The organism is Thermorhabdus hydrogeniformans (assembly GCF_049310025.1).
Classification (GTDB): Bacteria; Bacillota; Thermosediminibacteria; order Thermosediminibacterales; family Tepidanaerobacteraceae; genus JBJYKD01.
Genome location: NZ_JBJYKD010000013.1, coordinates 1 through 16,547 on the forward strand (window position 1 = coordinate 1; position 16,547 = coordinate 16,547).

Below are 16,547 nucleotides of genomic sequence, written 5' to 3' on the forward strand. Positions count from 1 at the left end.
TCTCATTACTCTTTTTAACTTCTATATTTAGTTTTCAAGGTCCATGTTTAACTGGAATTTGAATAAGTTTGATTTACCAAATATATTATACGAGGAGGTGAAAGAAATGTTCAAAAAAATTAAACTGAGCTTTTTCACCTCGCTGGCTTCGCTGATCACACTGGTGGCATTTTCAGGCATTAAACCTCAGAGCATGTGGATACTCTATGAACCGGATATCCCTGAATCGCTGAAAAAGTGAAAAATTGAAACGAAAATAAGCTTTGATTCCGCCCATCAGAAAAAGGACCGCTTGATAACCGCATGGCAAATGCGGCAGCCCCCGCCCGAACACCGGAAAGTTTAGCGGGGGCTGTTTTTCTAATTTTTATACTTTTGGCGAATTTTATAATACATGTATTATATATAAAATCACACTGATCAAAAAGGTGATTGTATGGCGCTTTACTTGCGATGGATTAACAGAGAAAGCAGAAAGGTAGAAATGATCGTGGATACATGCTGTGCCAGCAAGCCCAGGTGGGCTGCCGTTACTTTTCAACCGGAAGAAACGGAATCTGCCATGTGCGTCAAATACTACAAAAAACTTCCAAAAGATGCGGAAAAGAGTCCTTCAAAAGAGACTAAAATTCTGGAAAGTCTGGTTCGTGTCTGGCTGGAGACAAATTCCTGTTGAAAATAGCCTGCCGATTTTTACTTCAACAATTAATTTTCACCCCCGCCGCCCCCGGCAAATATTATATACCAGAGAAATGAATTATTCTAAACGCTCCTCATCCCCCCTCTTGTCCCGTCATCCGGCGGGATTTTTGTTTTGATGGATTCGGGGGAATAATATTTTTTGAGGTGATTTTTTTGGGGGAAAAAGTGAGAGGCTATTTGATGATTATAGGAGGGGCCGAGGACAAGGGCGAAGAGTGCGTCATACTAAAAAAGGTGGTGGAGCTTTCGGGGGGAGAGGGGGCCCGCCTTACTGTGATTACCGCCGCGGCGGAAGAACCCCGTGAGGTTGGGGAAACCTATATAAAAATTTTTTCCCGGCTGGGAGTACGGCACGTGGAAGCGCTGAACATTGAGACCAGGCAGCAAGCCTACAGAGGGGACATAGTCGACAGGATATTGAATTCGACGGGCATCTTTTTTACGGGGGGCGACCAGCTGCGAATCACCAGCCTGCTCGGCGGAAGTCCGGTTTACAGCGCCCTTCATGAGGCGTACAAAAACGGGGTGCTTGTTTCCGGCACCAGCGCCGGAGCCTCGGCCATGAGCGACATGATGATAGTGGGGGGCGACGGGGATGCGGCTCCCAGGGGCAATTCCATCAGCATGGCCCCGGGGATGGGACTTCTGGAGGAGGTCGTTATTGACCAGCACTTTGCCCAGCGGGGTCGCATAGGCCGGCTGCTCCTGGCCGTGGCCCAGAACCCGTATATCATCGGTGTGGGCATCGACGAGGACACGGCCATACTGGTGGACCCCGGCGCCGTGTTCACGGTGGTGGGGTCCCAGACGGTGACGGTGGTGGACGGCAGTGCTGTGGATTTTACCAACGTTTCGGAAATTTCTCCGGGCCAGCCTCTGTCGCTGTTCAACGCCAGACTTCACGTGCTTTCTTCAGGCAAGGGGTTTGATTTGAAAAACCGCCGGCCGCTGAACCGCGGATGAGTGGGCGGAAAAAAGTTCAATATTGTAAGGGTCCCGCTGGATCGATGGTTTTGGGGCGTTTATATATAAAGAGCTTTGCTGAAGACACCGCTTAGTTTGAATAGCCCTTCAGGAAATGGAAAGCATATTAAAGAGATGTTCGTGTCAATTTTAAAGGAGGAATATGATGGATATCGTGGAGATTCGGGCTATTGAAGGACCCAATATCTACAGCCCGAAACCGGTCATTAAAATGACCCTTGACGTAAAAGACCTGGAAGACACGCCTACCCGGTGCATAACAGGATTTAATCAAACCCTTCTTCACTACCTGCCCGGCCTGGCCCGTCATCACTGCTGTTTTGACGAGCCGGGGGGATTTTTGCGGCGCCTGGAAGAGGGCACCTATTTTCCGCATGTGATAGAACATGTGGCCATAGAGATTTTAAACGTCACGGGCCAGGATGTAAAATTCGGCAAAGCCAGAAGGAACCGGGGCAGCATGTACGATGTGGTTTTTGGCTACAGAGAAAAGGCCCCGGCCCTCAAAGCGGCGGAAATCTCGGTTCAACTGGTGGACGCCATCCTGAACTCCGAAACCTTTGACTTAAAGTCCAGGCTGGAAAAGCTTGAAAGGGAGACCATCGAGGCAGGTCTGGGTCCCAGCACCGCCGCCATTGCGGAGGAGGTTAAAAGCCGCGGTATCCCGGTGACCCGCATAGGCGACGGCAGCCTTTTGATACTGGGATACGGGGCCGCACAGAAAAGGATACAGGCCACCATGAGCCAGGATACCGGGTGTATTGCGGTGGATGTGGCCTGCGACAAGACGCTCACAAAAAAACTGCTTTCCATGGCGGGGATACCGGTGCCCGGCGGCCTGGTGGTTTACACCGGGGAGGAAGCCGTGGAGGCTGCGGCCCGGATTGGATACCCTGTCGTCATAAAACCCTGTGACGGCAACCAGGGCAAGGGGGTAAGCCTGAATCTTAAGAATCCCCGGGAGGTCCTGGAAGCCTTCAATCTGGCGAGAGAATACTCTTCCAAAATCATAGTGGAAAAGCACATCCACGGCCGCCACTACAGGGTGCTGGTGGTAGGCGGCAAATTTGTCTGCGCCTCCGAGAGAATACCCGCCCACGTGGTGGGCGACGGGGTCCATACTGTAAAAGAACTGGTGGATATTGCGAATATGGACCCCATGAGGGGCGAAGGACACGAAAAACCCCTCACGAAGATAAAACTGGACCCCGTAGTCCATATGGTGCTTGCAAAGCAGGGCCTGTCCCTGGAGGACGTGCCCCGGGAGGGGCAAAGGGTTTTCCTGAGACAAAACGGCAACCTGAGCACAGGCGGCACAGCGGTGGACGTCACCGACCTGGTGTGCCCCGAAAACCGGTTCCTTGCCGAGAGGGCGGCTTCCATCGTGGGCCTTGACATAGCGGGCATAGACATAACCACCGGAGACATAGCCGTCCCCGTGGAGCAAAGCGGCGGCGCGGTAATCGAAGTCAATGCGGCGCCGGGCATCAGGATGCACCTCTATCCTTCTTCGGGCAAGCCCCGGCCGGTGGCCAGGGCCATTGTCGATATGCTCTTTCCGGAAGGTTCACCCAGATTCCCTCTGGTGGCGGTTACAGGTACCAACGGCAAGACCACCACCGTCAGGATGATAAGCCGGATTTTATCCGCCTGGGGCCTTAATGTGGGCATGACGTCCACCGACGGCGTCTATATAGGCGAAAGACGCATAAAGAAGGGCGACTGCAGCGGCCCAGAAAGCGCCAGGATGGTGCTCTTCGACCCCAGGGTGGAGGCGGCGGTGCTGGAGGTGGCCCGGGGCGGCCTTATAAGGGGAGGGCTGGCCTACGAAGAGGCTGACGTCGGCGTCATCACGAATATCACGGGAGACCACCTGGGCCAGGATGGGGTTCACACACTGGAAGACCTCCTGTTTGTAAAGTCCCTGGTGGTGGAACAGGTAAAACCCGGCGGATACGCGGTTTTAAACGCCGGCGACATAATGTCGGTGGAAGCCGGAAAGCGCACGAAGTGTGGAGTCATCTTCTTCAGCGACCGGGAAGACAACCTGGTGCTCCGGAAACACCTGAACTGTGGAGGGCGGGGAGTATACGTCAGGGACGGGGTTGTTTACCTTGCCTGGGAGGGCTGCGAACGACCTCTCCTGAAAGTAAAAGACATTCCCGCCACTCTCAAGGGCATCGCGCGGCACAACGTTCAAAACGCCCTGGCCGCAGCGGCCTGCGCCTGGGCCCTGGACGTGCCGCCGAAGATTATAAGCAGGGCGCTGAGGGAATTTGACTGCAGCGGGGACATTAATCCCGGCCGGATGAACATAATGCGGATGCCGGGTTTTACCGTTATGCTGGATTACGGCCACAACGCCGCGGGTTTTGAGGCCATAATCAACACCGCCAAATCCCTGAAACCCGGCCGCATGGTGGGAGTCATAGCCAGCCCCGGCGACCGGCGGGACGAAGATATTATAGCGCTGGGGCGCATCGCCGGCAGGGGATTCCACCGCCTCATTATAAAAGAAGATGAGGACCTCAGGGGGCGCAATCCCGGCGAAGTGGCGTCACTGCTGTTTACCGGCGCCCTTTCGGCGGGATTGAAAAGGGATAAAATAGAAATTATTTTGAAAGAGGAGGATGCTATCGCATACAGTCTGGAAAACGCCATGGAAGGGGACCTGGTGGTCATTTTCTACGAACACTATGAAAAAGCGCTGGAGGCCATAAAAAAATCGGCGGCCGGGGTCAGGAGGATTTCCGGGGCGGTCATTGTTTAATAATTTTTAGCGGCAGCAGGATTTTAATTTTTTTTGTGAAATATTATAATATATTACGATTTACCTATTTATTTTAGAGGCTGAGGGGGACATGATTTTGCCCAGAATCGACATAGACGCCCCGGCAAAGATAAATTTGACTCTGGATGTGCTGTATAAAAGGCCCGACGGATATCACGAAGTGGAGATGATAATGCAGTCCATTGCATTGAAGGACCATGTAACACTGGAACCGCTGCCTCAAAAGGTCGTAGAAGTGTTCACCGATTGCCCGTGCCTTCCGGCAGGCGAAAACAACCTGGCATACAAAGCCGCAAAGCTCATGATTAGTGAATTTAATCTGGATGCAGGCGTAAAAATAACCATAAATAAGAACATACCGCTGGCCGCGGGTCTGGCCGGAGGCAGCTCCGACGCCGCCGCGGTTATCCTGGGGATGAACGAGCTTTTTGACCTGAAAAAATCCAGACAAGAATTGATGACTTTGGGAAAAAGGATAGGGGCCGATGTGCCTTTTTGCATTCACGGGGGCACGGCCCTGGCCAGGGGTATAGGGGAAAAAGTTGAGGCTTTAAAACCCCTGCCCAAAGTTGCCCTGCTGCTGGTCAAACCGCCGTACTTGGTTTCCACCAGGGAAGTATACAGTCGACTGGATGTAAAAGCCATTAGAAAGCGGCCGGACACCCCCGCCATGGTCAGGACCATTGAAGAAGAAAATATTTACGCCATGGCCGGAGAGCTATGCAACGTGCTGGAAGAGGTGACTTTCTCACTTCACCCGGAGCTTGAAAGTATAAAGGAGGAACTGAAGCGCCACGGGGCTCTGGGGAGTTTGATGTCCGGCAGCGGTCCCACCGTCTTCGGCATATTTGAAAGCGAAAAAGAGGTAAGGCGAGCCCGCGAGAAAGTGAGTTTTAAGGACAGCCTGATCATGGTGTCGGAAGTAAGTTGAGGAGAGGGGGATAAGTTTGAACCGGAGATTTTCAAGTATCAAACTGGATAACTACAAGCCTCTCAGGGAAGTGGTGTTTGAAGCTTTGAGACAGGCCATTATCAGCGGGGAACTCAAGCCCGGCGAAAGACTTATGGAAGTCCAGCTGGCGGAGGAGATGGGGGTTTCCCGGACCCCCGTGAGGGAAGCCATCCGAAAGCTGGAACTGGAGGGCCTTGTAGTGATGATACCCCGCAAAGGGGCCTATGTGGCGGGGCTTTCTCTAAAAGACGCCGCCGACGTCTTTGAAATCCGCGAGAGCCTGGAAGGCCTGGCGGCGGCCCTGGCGGCTGAACGCATCACCGACGAGGAGATCGAGATACTCGAAAGAATTCTTAAGGAGATCACAAAGGCGGCGGAAAAGGGTGACGTGGAGGCCATAATCAAAAAAGATGCGGAATTTCACCAGATACTCTTTAACGCTACGAGGAACGAACGTCTGGCCCAGATGGTGAACAACCTGAAGGAGCACATAGACCGGTTCCGCGTGCAGTCCTTCAGCAACCCGTCGCGTATCAGGGACATCATGAAAGAGCACAGGAAGATTGTGGACGCCATAAAAGACCGGGATGCGGAGAGAGCGGAAAAGCTGGCCAAAGCACACATCGAAAAGGTCGAGAACAACGTGATGAACATACTTAGAAAGCAGATGGATTTTGAGGAGGAACCGTTATGAAGGCCCTGATACTGGCGGGGGGTCAGGGGGACGGCCCTCTTAAGGAGATAAGCGGCAACAAGGCATTGATAAAAATCAATGGCCGGGAAATGATAATGTACGTCATAGATGCTTTGAAACAACTGGATTTCATCGACCGCATATCCGTGGTGGGTGACGAGGCTAAGCTTTCGCCCATACGGGATCACGTTGACGCCATAACGGCAGGCGGAAGCAGTCTGCCCGACAATGTGCTTAAAGGTGTGGAGCCTTTCCCCGATGAAGAGGATATCCTGGTGCTGACCTGTGACATTCCCATGATAACTCCGGAGGCCATTAACGACTTTGTGGAAAAGGCCCGCCGGCTGGATGCGGAATTCTGCTATCCAATAGTGAAAAAAGAGGACAACGAGAGGAAATACCCCGGAGTTCACAGGACCTATGTGAGGATAAAAGACGGCACTTTTACGGGGGGGAATATCTTCCTTGTAAAAGCCGGGGTGGTGAGGAAGGCCATCCACAGGGCTGAGGCCTTTCTCACCTACCGCAAAAAGCCGTGGATGCTGGCGAAAATCCTGGGTATAGCTTTTGTCGTGAAGTTCGTAATGGGCACCCTCACCATTTCGGAACTGGAAAAAAAGGTTTCGGCCCTTTTCGGCGTAAAGGCCAGGGCGGTCATCAGCCCCTATCCCGAAATCGGGACCGATGTGGATAAGGCAAGCGACCTGGAGCTTGCCATGAAAGTTTTGAGCGGGGGGGTTTATGATGAGGCGCAGTGAAAGGCTGGCGCTGCTTGCCAAAATTTTGTGCGAGAACCCCAACAAGGTCATTTCGCTGAATTACTTCGGAGAACGCTTCGGTGCTGCCAAGTCTTCCATAAGCGAGGACCTGAACATCATAAAAAACGCCTTTGACGCCGCAAAAGAAGGCGAACTTACCACCATTCCCGGCGCCGCAGGCGGCGTGCGCTACCGCGTGAAAAGGTCCAGAGAGGAGATAAACACCTTCCTGGAGGAACTTTGCCGGATTTTGAGCGACGAGAAGCGAATCATCCCCGGCGGTTATATTTACATGACCGATGTGATCTTTTCACCGGAATACTCCGCAAGGCTTGGAGAAATCCTGGCCCAGATTTTTGTAGAAAAAGAGCCGACCTGCGTGCTCACGGTGGAAACCAAGGGGATACCTATAGCCCTTATGACGGCCCGGGCGCTGAATGTACCGCTGGTGGTGGCCCGCCGGGACAGCCGTGTGACCGAAGGCCCGTCGGTAAACATCAGCTATATCTCCGGGTCCAGCCAGAGGATACAGAACATGTCTCTTCCGAAGAGGGCCCTTTCGGAAAACGCCAGGGTGCTCATTATCGATGACTTCATGAAAGGAGGCGGTACCGCCCGGGGCATGAGCGACCTGGTGGCGGAGTTCAAGGCCGAGGCGGTGGGGGTGGCGGTGCTGGTGGCCACCGGAGCCCCGAAAGAAAAACTGGTAAGGGATTACACTCCCCTGCTGATCCTGGAAGGCATTGATACAAAAAAGGGCGTTATAAATTTGAAGCCCGGGATAACCTTTAAATAGTTAAAAAATTTACATTTCCCTGGAGGAATTTCGAATTTTATATAGAATTTGTACTTGCTGGAAATTTTACAGGGAGGTGCAGCAGGTTGGAGGTAACGGACGTTCGCATACGCAAAGTGGCAGACGAAGGAAAGATGAAAGCGGTGGTATCGGTAACTTTTGACGACGAATTCGTTGTCCATGACATCAGAATTATAGAGGGCCAGAACGGGCTTTTTGTAGCCATGCCCAGCCGCAGGACCCCCGACGGGCAGTTCAAGGACATAGCCCATCCCATTAACTCCAGGACCAGAAACAAGATTCAGGAAGCAATATTGCAGCACTACAATCAGCAGCCGGATTAAAAAAAGGACATCGCAGGATGTCCTATATTTTTTTAAAACTGACCGTGCGGTGCTTTTCCTGAATTTCACCCCGCACCGGCAGCGTCTCGGCTGTACGTTTCAAAAGGCAGTAACTTGAATATATAAGGTTTTAGTTTAGGAAACTATTATTATATGAATTTTTAATATAAATAATATAAATATTGAAGGGATTTTGCAACAAATGTCGAAATAACAAAGGGATGTTTTTAGTTCCAGTAAAAATACAGGAGGGATATCATGTCGGATTTCACGGCTGTGATCCTTGCCGCCGGCGAGGGTACCCGCATGAAGTCGGAAACACCCAAAGTACTGCACAGGGTCTGCGGTGTTCCCATGCTGGGTCATGTCGTAAGGGCCGCAAAAAGCGCCGGGGCCGGCAGGATCATAGTTGTCATAGGCAGCGGCGCCGAAATGGTGAAAAAGGCCTTCGAAGGCCAGGGGCTCGAATTTGTGCTGCAGGTAGAGCAGAAAGGCACCGGCCACGCACTGATGCAGGCTGAAGAAGCGGCCCGCGGAAGCTCACTCATCGTGGTTCTCTACGGGGATATGCCCTTGGTGAGACCCGAAAGCATAGCCGCGATGGTCGATTTCCACCGCGAGCGAGGAGCGTGCGCCACGGTGATGACGGCGTCGGTGAGCGATCCCACAGGATACGGCAGGATTATAAAAGAAGGGGACAGGGTGCTGGCCATCAGGGAAGAAAAGGACGCTTCCCCCGAAGAGAAGGCCATATGCGAGATTAATTCGGGATTTTACTGCTTCGACGGGGAGGAAGTCTTTAAAGCACTTTCGAGGGTGAACAACCGCAACCGTCAGGGAGAATACTACCTGACGGATGTGGTGGAGATTTTAAACGGCGATGGCAAAACGGTTCTTGCTTTCAAAATCCGGAACCCGGAAGAACTGAGCGGCGTAAACGACCGCCGGCAGCTGGCCGTCGTCCAGGCCGTCATGCAAAAGAGGATTTTAAACCACTGGATGAGTGAGGGCGTAACTTTTATAAACCCCGATACTTCGGTGGTGGAGGCGGATGTAAAGATCGGGAGGGATACGGTGATCTACCCCGGCGTGTGTCTTGAAGGCCGCACCGAAATAGGAGAGGGCTGCGCCCTGATAGGCCCATGCCGCATAAGAGACAGCAAAATAGGCAATCATGTGGAGATTACCATGTCTCAGATCCAGGAAAGCGTCGTTGAAGACGGTGTGAAAATCGGCCCATTTTCAAACCTGCGCCCGGGCTGTGTTATAAGCTCCGGTGTAAAAATAGGGGATTTCGTGGAAATGAAAAACGCCAGGGTCGGCGAGGGCTCGAAAGTTCCTCACCTCTCGTACGTCGGCGATGCCGTCATAGGCAGGGGTGTGAATATCGGGGCGGGAGTAATTTTTGTAAATTACGATGGATACAAAAAACATCAGACTGTGGTTGAAGACGGGGCCTTTGTGGGGTGCAACTCCAATCTCATCGCTCCGGTGACCATCGGGGCCGGCTCGTACGTGGCCGCCGGTTCCACTATCACCAGGGAAGTGCCCGGCGATTCTCTGGCCATAGCCAGGGCCAGGCAGGAAAACAAACCGGGATGGGTGGAAAAACGGAGGAAGAAAATCGAAGGAGGCAATGAGTAAAATGGACAGCAGGCTGGAGATTTTCACCGGCAACGCTAACCCCGAACTTGCCCGGGAAATAGCGGAAAACCTGGGAATTCGCCTGGGTGACGCGGTGGTCAATACGTTCAGCGACGGGGAGATCCAGGTAAAGATAAATGAAAGCGTGCGGGGAGCCGACGTCTTTGTGGTGCAGCCGTTTTCATATCCCGTAAACGACAGCATAATGGAACTCCTTATCATGATAGACGCCTTTAAAAGGGCGTCGGCCGGGCGCATCACCGCGGTGATACCATATTACGGTTACGCCCGCCAGGACAGGAAAAGCCGCCCCAGGGACCCCATCACGGCAAAGCTGGTGGCGGACCTCATTTCGGCGGCGGGGACCCACAGGGTCCTGACCATGGACCTGCACGCCGGCCAGATCCAGGGTTTCTTCAATTTCCCCGTGGATCACCTCATGGCCGTGCCCATTTTGGCCGACTACTTTAACAAGAAAAACCTGGGGGATATTGTGGTGGTTTCCCCGGACCACGGCGGGGTCGTCAGGGCCAGGGAACTTGCCAACAGGCTGGGGGCGTCCATAGCCATCATCGACAAGCGCAGGCCGGAGCCCAACGTGGCCGAAGTGATGAACATAATCGGAAAAGTGCACGGCAAGGTCGCCATCATGACCGACGACATAATAGACACTGCCGGCACCATTACCATGGGTGCTCAGGCATTGATAGAGCACGGGGCCAGAGAGGTGTACGCCTGCTGCACCCATCCGGTGCTGTCAGGGCCCGCCATTGAAAGGCTGAAGGCCTCGCCCATAGTGGAGGTGGTGGTGACCAACACCATCCCCCTCAGGGAAAACCAGAAACTGGACAAGATAAAAGTATTGTCGGTGGCGCAGCTCTTTGCGTCGGCCATTGCCAGGATCCATGAGAACCGTTCGGTAAGCACGCTGTTTGATTGAGACAAAACTTGCTATATAAAATATAATTAAGTATAATAATAAGAAAATGTTAGAAGATGTAAATTCCACTCCGGATTAAAAATCTGAAGCCTTGCCATAAATTCAGGAAGGAGGATGATTATGGAACAGCTGGTTTTGAAGGCGACGGAGCGCAGGACCGGGAAAAGCGCCAGTAAAAGTCTCAGAAACAACCACAAATTGCCGGGGGTGGTTTACGGCAAAGATGTGGAAAGCAAACCCGTGGCCGTGGACCAGAAAGAACTCTTAAAGATTCTGAAAACTCACGGCGAAAGTGCCTTGATAAACCTGGAACTGGATGGAAAAACCTTCCCCGTCCTGATGAAGGAGATCCAGAGGGATACCCTTAAAAACACCATAACCCACGTTGACTTTTACAAAGTGTCCATGACCGAGAAGATAGAATTCGACCTGCCCATCGTGTTGAAGGGCGACCCCGAAGGCGTGAAGATGGGCGGAATATTGCAGCATCAAAAGCGGGAGCTTTCCGCAAAAGCTCTGCCCGCCGATATTCCCGAACACCTGGAAGTGGACATATCCCACCTTATGATAGGCGATACCCTGACTGTCGGGGACCTGAAAGTGGATGAGAAAATTACCATACTCGACGACCCCGAAGAGGTGGTCGTGACGGTGCTGGCTCCGAAGCTTGCCGAGGATACCGAAGTGCCCGCCGGAGAGCAGGCCGCGGAGCCCGAAGTGGTGGCAAAAGGCAAGGAAAAGAAAGAGGAAGAATAAAAGTCGACGAGGCGCAACTTTTGTTGCGCCGTTTCTAATTTGAAAACCATGGACGGTTTGAGGTGATGAAAGTGTATCTGATAGCCGGTCTCGGAAACCCGGGGAAGGAATACGAAGGAACCCGCCACAACGTGGGATTTGCGGCCCTTGACGTAATAGCCGGTAGACTCGGGGCAACTGTAAATAAAGTGAAATTTAAAGGGCTGATCGGCGAGGGGAATTATTGCGCCGAAAAAGTCCTGCTTTTAAAGCCCCAGACCTATATGAATCTGTCCGGAGAAAGTGTCGCCGACGCCGTGAATTTTTATAAAATTCCCCTGGACCGCCTCATCGTAATATACGATGACATGGACCTGCCGGTGGGGAAGCTGCGCATTAGACCTTCGGGGAGTTCCGGCGGGCACCGGGGAATGGAGTCTATCATCTATCAACTCTCCTCGGAAGAGTTCTACCGCATAAGGATAGGCATAGGGCGGCCCGGGGAGAGGGATGTGGTGGGCCATGTACTGGGAAAATTCTATGAGGAGGAACTGCAAAAAATCAAAGCCGCCGTTGAGGCGGCGGCCGAAGCGGCCCTCACCATAATCTCAGACGGCGTAAATGAAGCCATGAACCGTTTCAACGGCTTCGAGGCGCAGTAGCTCCCGAAGGCATTGAACCGAGAAGCACCTGGCAAGAGCCATTATAGTAACCCACGACTTTCACTTGTTTCGGGCTATAACTGAGGCAAAGAAATTAGGGATGGATGTAACTGGTTTTTAACTCTTCTATAACAATGGAAAATAGCATTGAGTTGGAATGTAAGGTTTTATTATGATAATATAAATATTGAACATAACTTTAAAAAATGATGGTAAAAAAAGAGGAGAGGTATTATGCCATTACCGCAAAAAAAGAGAATATACCTCTATGGATTATTTGACCTGGCCGGAAGATGAAAGATACGAGATTATCGACGGTATAGCTTATATGCAGGCTGCCCCATCTCTTGTGATTGATCTTGGGCCAGTGTTTGCCGGAATATGAGAAAAGGAGCTGTATTTTGATGTTTTTTGACGGTAGAGGGAATTTTCAGTAATGGACTAAACTGAGAGAGCTCTTTCCCGGACGGGAATAAATAAAGGAAGGATGAGTTAAAATGCCTTCAGAGATCGGCTTGAAAGTGGTTCTTCGCTTTTTGTTCGGCGGCGGAGCTGTCGCCCTTTCCGCCGTTGTGGCTAAGCTGCTGGGAGACCGGATCGGCGGGATTTTTGCCGCTTTTCCGGCGGTTTATATTTCAGCGGTGGTTGCCGTAGGGTTGAGTGTACCGGCGGCATCCGCATTGACTGCTACGGTGGAAGTATCCAAAGGGGCACTGGTGGGGATGTCTGCTAACATTTTCAGTGCGGCTTTGGCGGCAGTATCCATTCCCAGGCACGGATGGAAAAAAGGCCTGGCTTTGGCCATAGCGGTATGGCTGATGCTTGCCGGGATCATATATGCTGCTGCTTTTTCGCTGGGATGGGTGAGGTGAAAAAGATGAGATGGGATTGGCTGGATATCCTGGTTCGTTTTTTGTTCGGCGGTAGTGCAGTGGTGGCAAGTTACCTGGTTTCCCTGGCGGTGCCGTGGCCGTCCCTGGCCGGGGTGTTTGCTGCTTTTCCCGCCGTCATGGCGGCGGCGATTATAATGACCGGATACAAACAGGGTTCATCGGCCGCTGGCGAAGTAGCCTTGGGCGCCGTTGCCGGTATGCTGGGCGGAATTATTTGTATCCTGGCGGCAGTAACCCTGATACCGCTGTTTCATAATTGGGCGGTGGGACTTTTTGTGTCGCTTTTTGTATGGTTCGGCGCCGCCGCTATATTCAATCATCTTTTTGCGAAAGTTAAAGAAAAAACCTCCGCGATGGCCGGAAAGGGCAGGTTGTAAAAAACCTGTCCCCGTGAATATCGGGCAATATTACAGGGGCGACCCGCTGGTCACCCCTTGGGAGTGGAATGAGTATTGAAAAAGATTCTGTTGGCTGTCATTTTGATCTTTTTCGTAGTAATAATTTTTCACCTTACCCCTGCGGGGGCGATCCGATTTTATGTTGCTTTACACGGTGGACCTTTTGCAGCGGCGAGGGTTAAAATCACACCGGGGGGATTTTACGAACGCCACTGGGCGACTACGGCTTACGGGTGGCAATTCTTTGTCGAGGGTTATCGCGAGCGTCAATTGGGTCAAGAAGTACATTTCTTTTACTTAAATAAGAACTCTGTGGGTTTATGGACGGTAACTTCAGTAGGCAGAGGACCATGTGGATTTTTTGAGGTTAATGTAGCCGGCACTTCAACCAAATAGACCCTTCCCTTATTGGTTCCTGCAATAATCTGACGTTTACCGGCAGCCAACCAGATTACCCTGCCTGCGGGCCATATACGGGTATCGACACCGGGGCCGGTGATATGAATGGATTCCCCGCTTTCCGGAATCGTCCGGGGGAACTATTTCCCCGAATTCCTGCGGTCGGGAAAAATGCGCATGCCTGATAACACCGAAAACAAAATACAGCATTAATAACATAATTAACACGACTTTCAAGTTGATTTTTATTTTCGGCTGTTTCATCCGTTGTCGACATATAATTACAACCATAAACACAACTATGAATTTACTCGTCCCAATTCGCACTGTAAACTTTCTTTAAAAGAGGATTAATAACATTTATCAACTCCTGACCTTTTATTTCCCCCTTGATCCCCGGGAAATTATTCAAACCTTTTCAGGTCATCCCATTCAAATGTCCATTCAGGCGTTAATAATAAAGCTTTTTCCGGTTCTATAGTATACCAGGGGCTCAATTCCGGGTTCCGGGGATTCTTCAATATATGTATATCCTGGGCTGGCATGTAACTCTGGGCCAGCATGAAAATTTTTTCTCCCGTATCCCTGTTTTCCGCCATGTCCACTACGATTACACAGTGCCCGGGAGTTCCTCCACGTATAAAGACATCTCCGATTCTCATGTCTTCCGGTGCCGCCGGCTTTAGTTCTTTTGACAGGGATAAAGTTCCAGCATATGCGAATACCGTGTCCAGGTATTTTCGAAAGTCTTCATAATCGGTGGAGTATCCTGCAGTTTTTACCCATGTAACATTATTGCCGGAAACGGCAATCCTGTACCCGTGCATCCACTTGCTGTAATCGGCCTTGAAGCCGTTTGTGAAGTTAAAGTGTATCTTATCATACTGCCTCTGCCCGTACAGATACTCCGCCCTTAAGCGGATAACGGCATCGGCGCACTGCTGCAGGTCTTTTGTACCGATATCCATATCTACAACGGCTTCATGCGCATCGTTCCTTTTTATTTCTCCATTGTAATAATGCACCTTGGAGCCGTGGGGCTTGAGCGGCAGGTTTCTTAAATACTCACCGAACGAATCCGCTTCAACCCTGACCCTCTCGAATCCATCCGGTACATTTATCCGTTCGCGTAAACTTTTCCCATCTTCGTTAATCAGTTTTCCAATTTGCGGCTGTTTTACAGGCCACGACTGCAAAAACTTCCCGTTTATTTTGTTCATCCGCTGCCTTTCTTGATGCGTGTTATAAATATACAACCCCAAACTCGTCAATAAGGAAATTATAAAGATACCCAAAGCCACGCTGATAACGACTTTTCTATTCATATCAACTCTCCTGAAAAATCCTGTTTTTGAAAATCCGGCTACATATGCCCGGCTCCCTGCCCAACAAGAGAGTGGTTGTGTTTTTCATGTTTTTCCTCCCGATTCGCAAGCTACCATTTAATAGACGTTTAAAAAGCCCGTTTGGTTCCATGAATTTATTAAAAATTTTTGTATAATGCATTTTTCCGGGGCTGTTGCCGCCGAGCTGGAAAATTGCAGTATACATGGAACTGTTTGTGGAAAAAAATAACACAAATAGCTCATTTTATAAGGGATTCAAAAATTTCTCGGCATATAAAATTTTTCGCGGGGCAGATTAAATACGAGGAGAATTTTTTTATTTCAATTCCCGATAAGGGGGGATTAGGATTGTCGATTTTAAGGTCGTTTTTCTTTGGGCTGGGTGCCGCGGCTCTGGCTTACATGCTTTCGCCCGGGGTTAAAAAAATGGCGCGGCCGATGCTCGAAAAAGGAGCCAGCGGTGTAATGAACCTGGCGCAAAAAGGCAGGGAGACTGTTGAAGGATTGAAAAGACGCCGCGGAGAAAGCGGCGACGCGGGCGAAGAAACCGGGCGTCAAACGATTGAAGCAAGTTACGATACCACTATTGAACAACTGAGGCAGGAGCGGAACCGGGCATTTAATGAAATAAAGGAACTCAGAAATATCATAAATCAGCTGCAGAGCGAGATTAACGAACTGAAAGAGAAAAATGAATGATAAAAAAATGGAGCCGGATCGGCTCTTTTTTATTTTATATTTATTTTATAAGTATGGCCCTGGCGGGAGAGCCGTCACAGTTCTCTATTTTTAAGGGAAGGCAGACAAAGAAGTATTCTCCCGGCGGCACGTCTTTGAGTACCAGGCCTTCTATGATGGGGATGGAGTTGGAAAGCAACAGCCGGTGGACGGAGCCGTCGCCTTCCGGCGATTCGATTGAGAGGGAATCAATTCCCACGGCTTTTGCCCCGATGGACACAAGACGATTTGCGGCTTGGATATCGATATGGGGGCATTTATTGGTTCGGTAAATCATACCGCTCTCGGCAGCGCTTGTTCCGTTCCCAGTGGAAAACATTTCTGGTTTTTTGCGTTTGGCCGAACCATTACTATTCCTGGCCAGGTCAGGCACCGCCGTCTTAAAAAGAATTATTTCGCCGTTTTTCAGATCTGATGGTATAGCTTCTATTTTTATCTGTCCCGGAGGTACTTCTACAACCCGGGCCGGGCCCGCCAGGTTTTTCAGGGGAATCCGGTCAATGGAAACCCCGTCCCGAATAAAATGCCCAGGAGCATCCACATGGGTGCCGGTATGGCTTCCCAGCCGGAGCCTTGACACCCGGCAGCCTCCGGTGCTGTAATCCTGGTGTATTTTTATATCTGGCCTGGGGTCTCCCGGATACACCGGCATGCCGGGCGAAATGGTCATGGAAATATCGTAAATCTTATACCGATTAAAATTGTCTGCTGAATTCAAAAATTATCCCTCCAGAGTGGAAAAATTTTTATTTTGTCAAAAGTATCGTATCA

The 16,547-nt window shown here is 51.0% G+C and carries 19 protein-coding genes; 17 read left to right on the top strand and 2 right to left on the bottom strand.

What is annotated here, in order from left to right; genetic code table 11:
- Positions 1-106 precede the first annotated feature (106 nt).
- From ACKX14_RS08065 to ACKX14_RS08140, 16 genes are all read left to right on the top strand, one after another.
- Positions 107-241 (top strand): cyclic lactone autoinducer peptide, encoded by a 135-nt coding sequence (locus ACKX14_RS08065; protein WP_422446453.1) that lies wholly within the window; start codon positions 107-109, stop codon positions 239-241.
- A 195-nt stretch (positions 242-436) separates the two neighbouring features.
- The gene (locus tag ACKX14_RS08070; RefSeq protein WP_422446455.1) at positions 437-676 is read left to right on the top strand and encodes a hypothetical protein; all 240 of its coding nucleotides are present in this window, start codon (positions 437-439) and stop codon (positions 674-676) included.
- A gap of 179 nt (positions 677-855) precedes the next feature.
- Positions 856-1,665 (top strand): cyanophycinase, encoded by an 810-nt coding sequence (locus ACKX14_RS08075; protein ID WP_422446457.1) that lies wholly within the window; start codon positions 856-858, stop codon positions 1,663-1,665.
- A 166-nt stretch (positions 1,666-1,831) separates the two neighbouring features.
- Positions 1,832-4,456, top strand: a complete 2,625-nt coding sequence (gene cphA / locus ACKX14_RS08080) for a cyanophycin synthetase (RefSeq protein WP_422446458.1) — start codon at positions 1,832-1,834, stop codon at positions 4,454-4,456.
- 97 nt (positions 4,457-4,553) lie between these two features.
- The gene (gene ispE, locus ACKX14_RS08085; protein ID WP_422446460.1) at positions 4,554-5,408 is read left to right on the top strand and encodes a 4-(cytidine 5'-diphospho)-2-C-methyl-D-erythritol kinase; all 855 of its coding nucleotides are present in this window, start codon (positions 4,554-4,556) and stop codon (positions 5,406-5,408) included.
- 16 nt (positions 5,409-5,424) lie between these two features.
- Complete coding sequence (locus ACKX14_RS08090) at positions 5,425-6,123, top strand: GntR family transcriptional regulator (RefSeq protein ID WP_422446462.1); 699 nt, start codon at positions 5,425-5,427, stop codon at positions 6,121-6,123.
- A complete protein-coding gene (locus tag ACKX14_RS08095) occupies positions 6,120-6,881 on the top strand; it encodes a nucleotidyltransferase family protein (RefSeq protein ID WP_422446464.1) in 762 nt (253 codons plus the stop codon). Before ACKX14_RS08090 ends, ACKX14_RS08095 begins: the two co-directional genes overlap by 4 nt.
- Positions 6,868-7,677 (top strand): pur operon repressor, encoded by an 810-nt coding sequence (purR, locus tag ACKX14_RS08100; RefSeq protein ID WP_422446466.1) that lies wholly within the window; start codon positions 6,868-6,870, stop codon positions 7,675-7,677. Before ACKX14_RS08095 ends, purR begins: the two co-directional genes overlap by 14 nt.
- A gap of 86 nt (positions 7,678-7,763) precedes the next feature.
- The gene (gene spoVG / locus ACKX14_RS08105) at positions 7,764-8,021 is read left to right on the top strand and encodes a septation regulator SpoVG (RefSeq protein ID WP_422446468.1); all 258 of its coding nucleotides are present in this window, start codon (positions 7,764-7,766) and stop codon (positions 8,019-8,021) included.
- 258 nt (positions 8,022-8,279) lie between these two features.
- Positions 8,280-9,665: a bifunctional UDP-N-acetylglucosamine diphosphorylase/glucosamine-1-phosphate N-acetyltransferase GlmU gene (glmU, locus tag ACKX14_RS08110; RefSeq protein ID WP_422446470.1), complete on the top strand. Its 1,386-nt coding sequence runs from the start codon at positions 8,280-8,282 to the stop codon at positions 9,663-9,665.
- A 1-nt stretch (position 9,666) separates the two neighbouring features.
- Entirely contained in the window at positions 9,667-10,605 is a 939-nt protein-coding gene (locus ACKX14_RS08115) for a ribose-phosphate diphosphokinase (RefSeq protein WP_422446472.1), read from the top strand.
- A 120-nt stretch (positions 10,606-10,725) separates the two neighbouring features.
- Positions 10,726-11,361 carry a 50S ribosomal protein L25/general stress protein Ctc gene (locus ACKX14_RS08120; RefSeq protein ID WP_422446474.1) on the top strand — a complete coding sequence of 212 codons (636 nt, stop codon included), beginning with the start codon at positions 10,726-10,728 and terminating at the stop codon, positions 11,359-11,361.
- 71 nt (positions 11,362-11,432) lie between these two features.
- Entirely contained in the window at positions 11,433-12,002 is a 570-nt protein-coding gene (gene pth / locus ACKX14_RS08125) for an aminoacyl-tRNA hydrolase (protein ID WP_422446594.1), read from the top strand.
- Between the two features lie 497 nt (positions 12,003-12,499).
- A complete protein-coding gene (locus ACKX14_RS08130) occupies positions 12,500-12,874 on the top strand; it encodes a DUF3147 family protein (protein WP_422446476.1) in 375 nt (124 codons plus the stop codon).
- 5 nt (positions 12,875-12,879) lie between these two features.
- The gene (locus ACKX14_RS08135) at positions 12,880-13,272 is read left to right on the top strand and encodes a DUF3147 family protein (protein WP_422446478.1); all 393 of its coding nucleotides are present in this window, start codon (positions 12,880-12,882) and stop codon (positions 13,270-13,272) included.
- A 75-nt stretch (positions 13,273-13,347) separates the two neighbouring features.
- Positions 13,348-13,689 carry a hypothetical protein gene (locus ACKX14_RS08140; RefSeq protein ID WP_422446480.1) on the top strand — a complete coding sequence of 114 codons (342 nt, stop codon included), beginning with the start codon at positions 13,348-13,350 and terminating at the stop codon, positions 13,687-13,689.
- Between the two features lie 407 nt (positions 13,690-14,096).
- Here the strand turns inward: ACKX14_RS08140 and ACKX14_RS08145 are convergent, their stop codons facing one another.
- A complete protein-coding gene (locus ACKX14_RS08145; protein WP_422446482.1) occupies positions 14,097-15,017 on the bottom strand; it encodes a DUF4846 domain-containing protein in 921 nt (306 codons plus the stop codon).
- Positions 15,018-15,386: 369 nt separating this feature from the next.
- Between ACKX14_RS08145 and ACKX14_RS08150 the strand changes: the two genes are divergently transcribed.
- Entirely contained in the window at positions 15,387-15,737 is a 351-nt protein-coding gene (locus ACKX14_RS08150; protein ID WP_422446484.1) for a hypothetical protein, read from the top strand.
- A gap of 40 nt (positions 15,738-15,777) precedes the next feature.
- On the opposite strand, the gene ACKX14_RS08155 is transcribed toward ACKX14_RS08150, so the two are convergent.
- The gene (locus ACKX14_RS08155) at positions 15,778-16,494 is read right to left on the bottom strand and encodes a cyclase family protein (RefSeq protein ID WP_422446486.1); all 717 of its coding nucleotides are present in this window, start codon (positions 16,492-16,494) and stop codon (positions 15,778-15,780) included.
- Between the last annotated feature and the right edge of the window lie 53 nt (positions 16,495-16,547).

Bases quoted from the DNA above. Each gene is read 5' to 3' on its own strand.
- ACKX14_RS08065 (WP_422446453.1), top strand. From the start codon at position 107: ATGTTCAAAAAAATTAAACTGAGCTTTTTCACCTCGCTGGCTTCGCTG.
- ACKX14_RS08070 (WP_422446455.1), top strand. From the start codon at position 437: ATGGCGCTTTACTTGCGATGGATTAACAGAGAAAGCAGAAAGGTAGAA.
- cphA (WP_422446458.1), top strand. From the start codon at position 1,832: ATGGATATCGTGGAGATTCGGGCTATTGAAGGACCCAATATCTACAGC.
- ACKX14_RS08095 (WP_422446464.1), top strand. From the start codon at position 6,120: ATGAAGGCCCTGATACTGGCGGGGGGTCAGGGGGACGGCCCTCTTAAG.
- purR (WP_422446466.1), top strand. From the start codon at position 6,868: ATGAGGCGCAGTGAAAGGCTGGCGCTGCTTGCCAAAATTTTGTGCGAG.
- glmU (WP_422446470.1), top strand. From the start codon at position 8,280: ATGTCGGATTTCACGGCTGTGATCCTTGCCGCCGGCGAGGGTACCCGC.
- ACKX14_RS08115 (WP_422446472.1), top strand. From the start codon at position 9,667: ATGGACAGCAGGCTGGAGATTTTCACCGGCAACGCTAACCCCGAACTT.
- ACKX14_RS08120 (WP_422446474.1), top strand. From the start codon at position 10,726: ATGGAACAGCTGGTTTTGAAGGCGACGGAGCGCAGGACCGGGAAAAGC.
- ACKX14_RS08130 (WP_422446476.1), top strand. From the start codon at position 12,500: ATGCCTTCAGAGATCGGCTTGAAAGTGGTTCTTCGCTTTTTGTTCGGC.
- ACKX14_RS08135 (WP_422446478.1), top strand. From the start codon at position 12,880: ATGAGATGGGATTGGCTGGATATCCTGGTTCGTTTTTTGTTCGGCGGT.
- ACKX14_RS08145 (WP_422446482.1), bottom strand. From the start codon at position 15,017: ATGAATAGAAAAGTCGTTATCAGCGTGGCTTTGGGTATCTTTATAATT.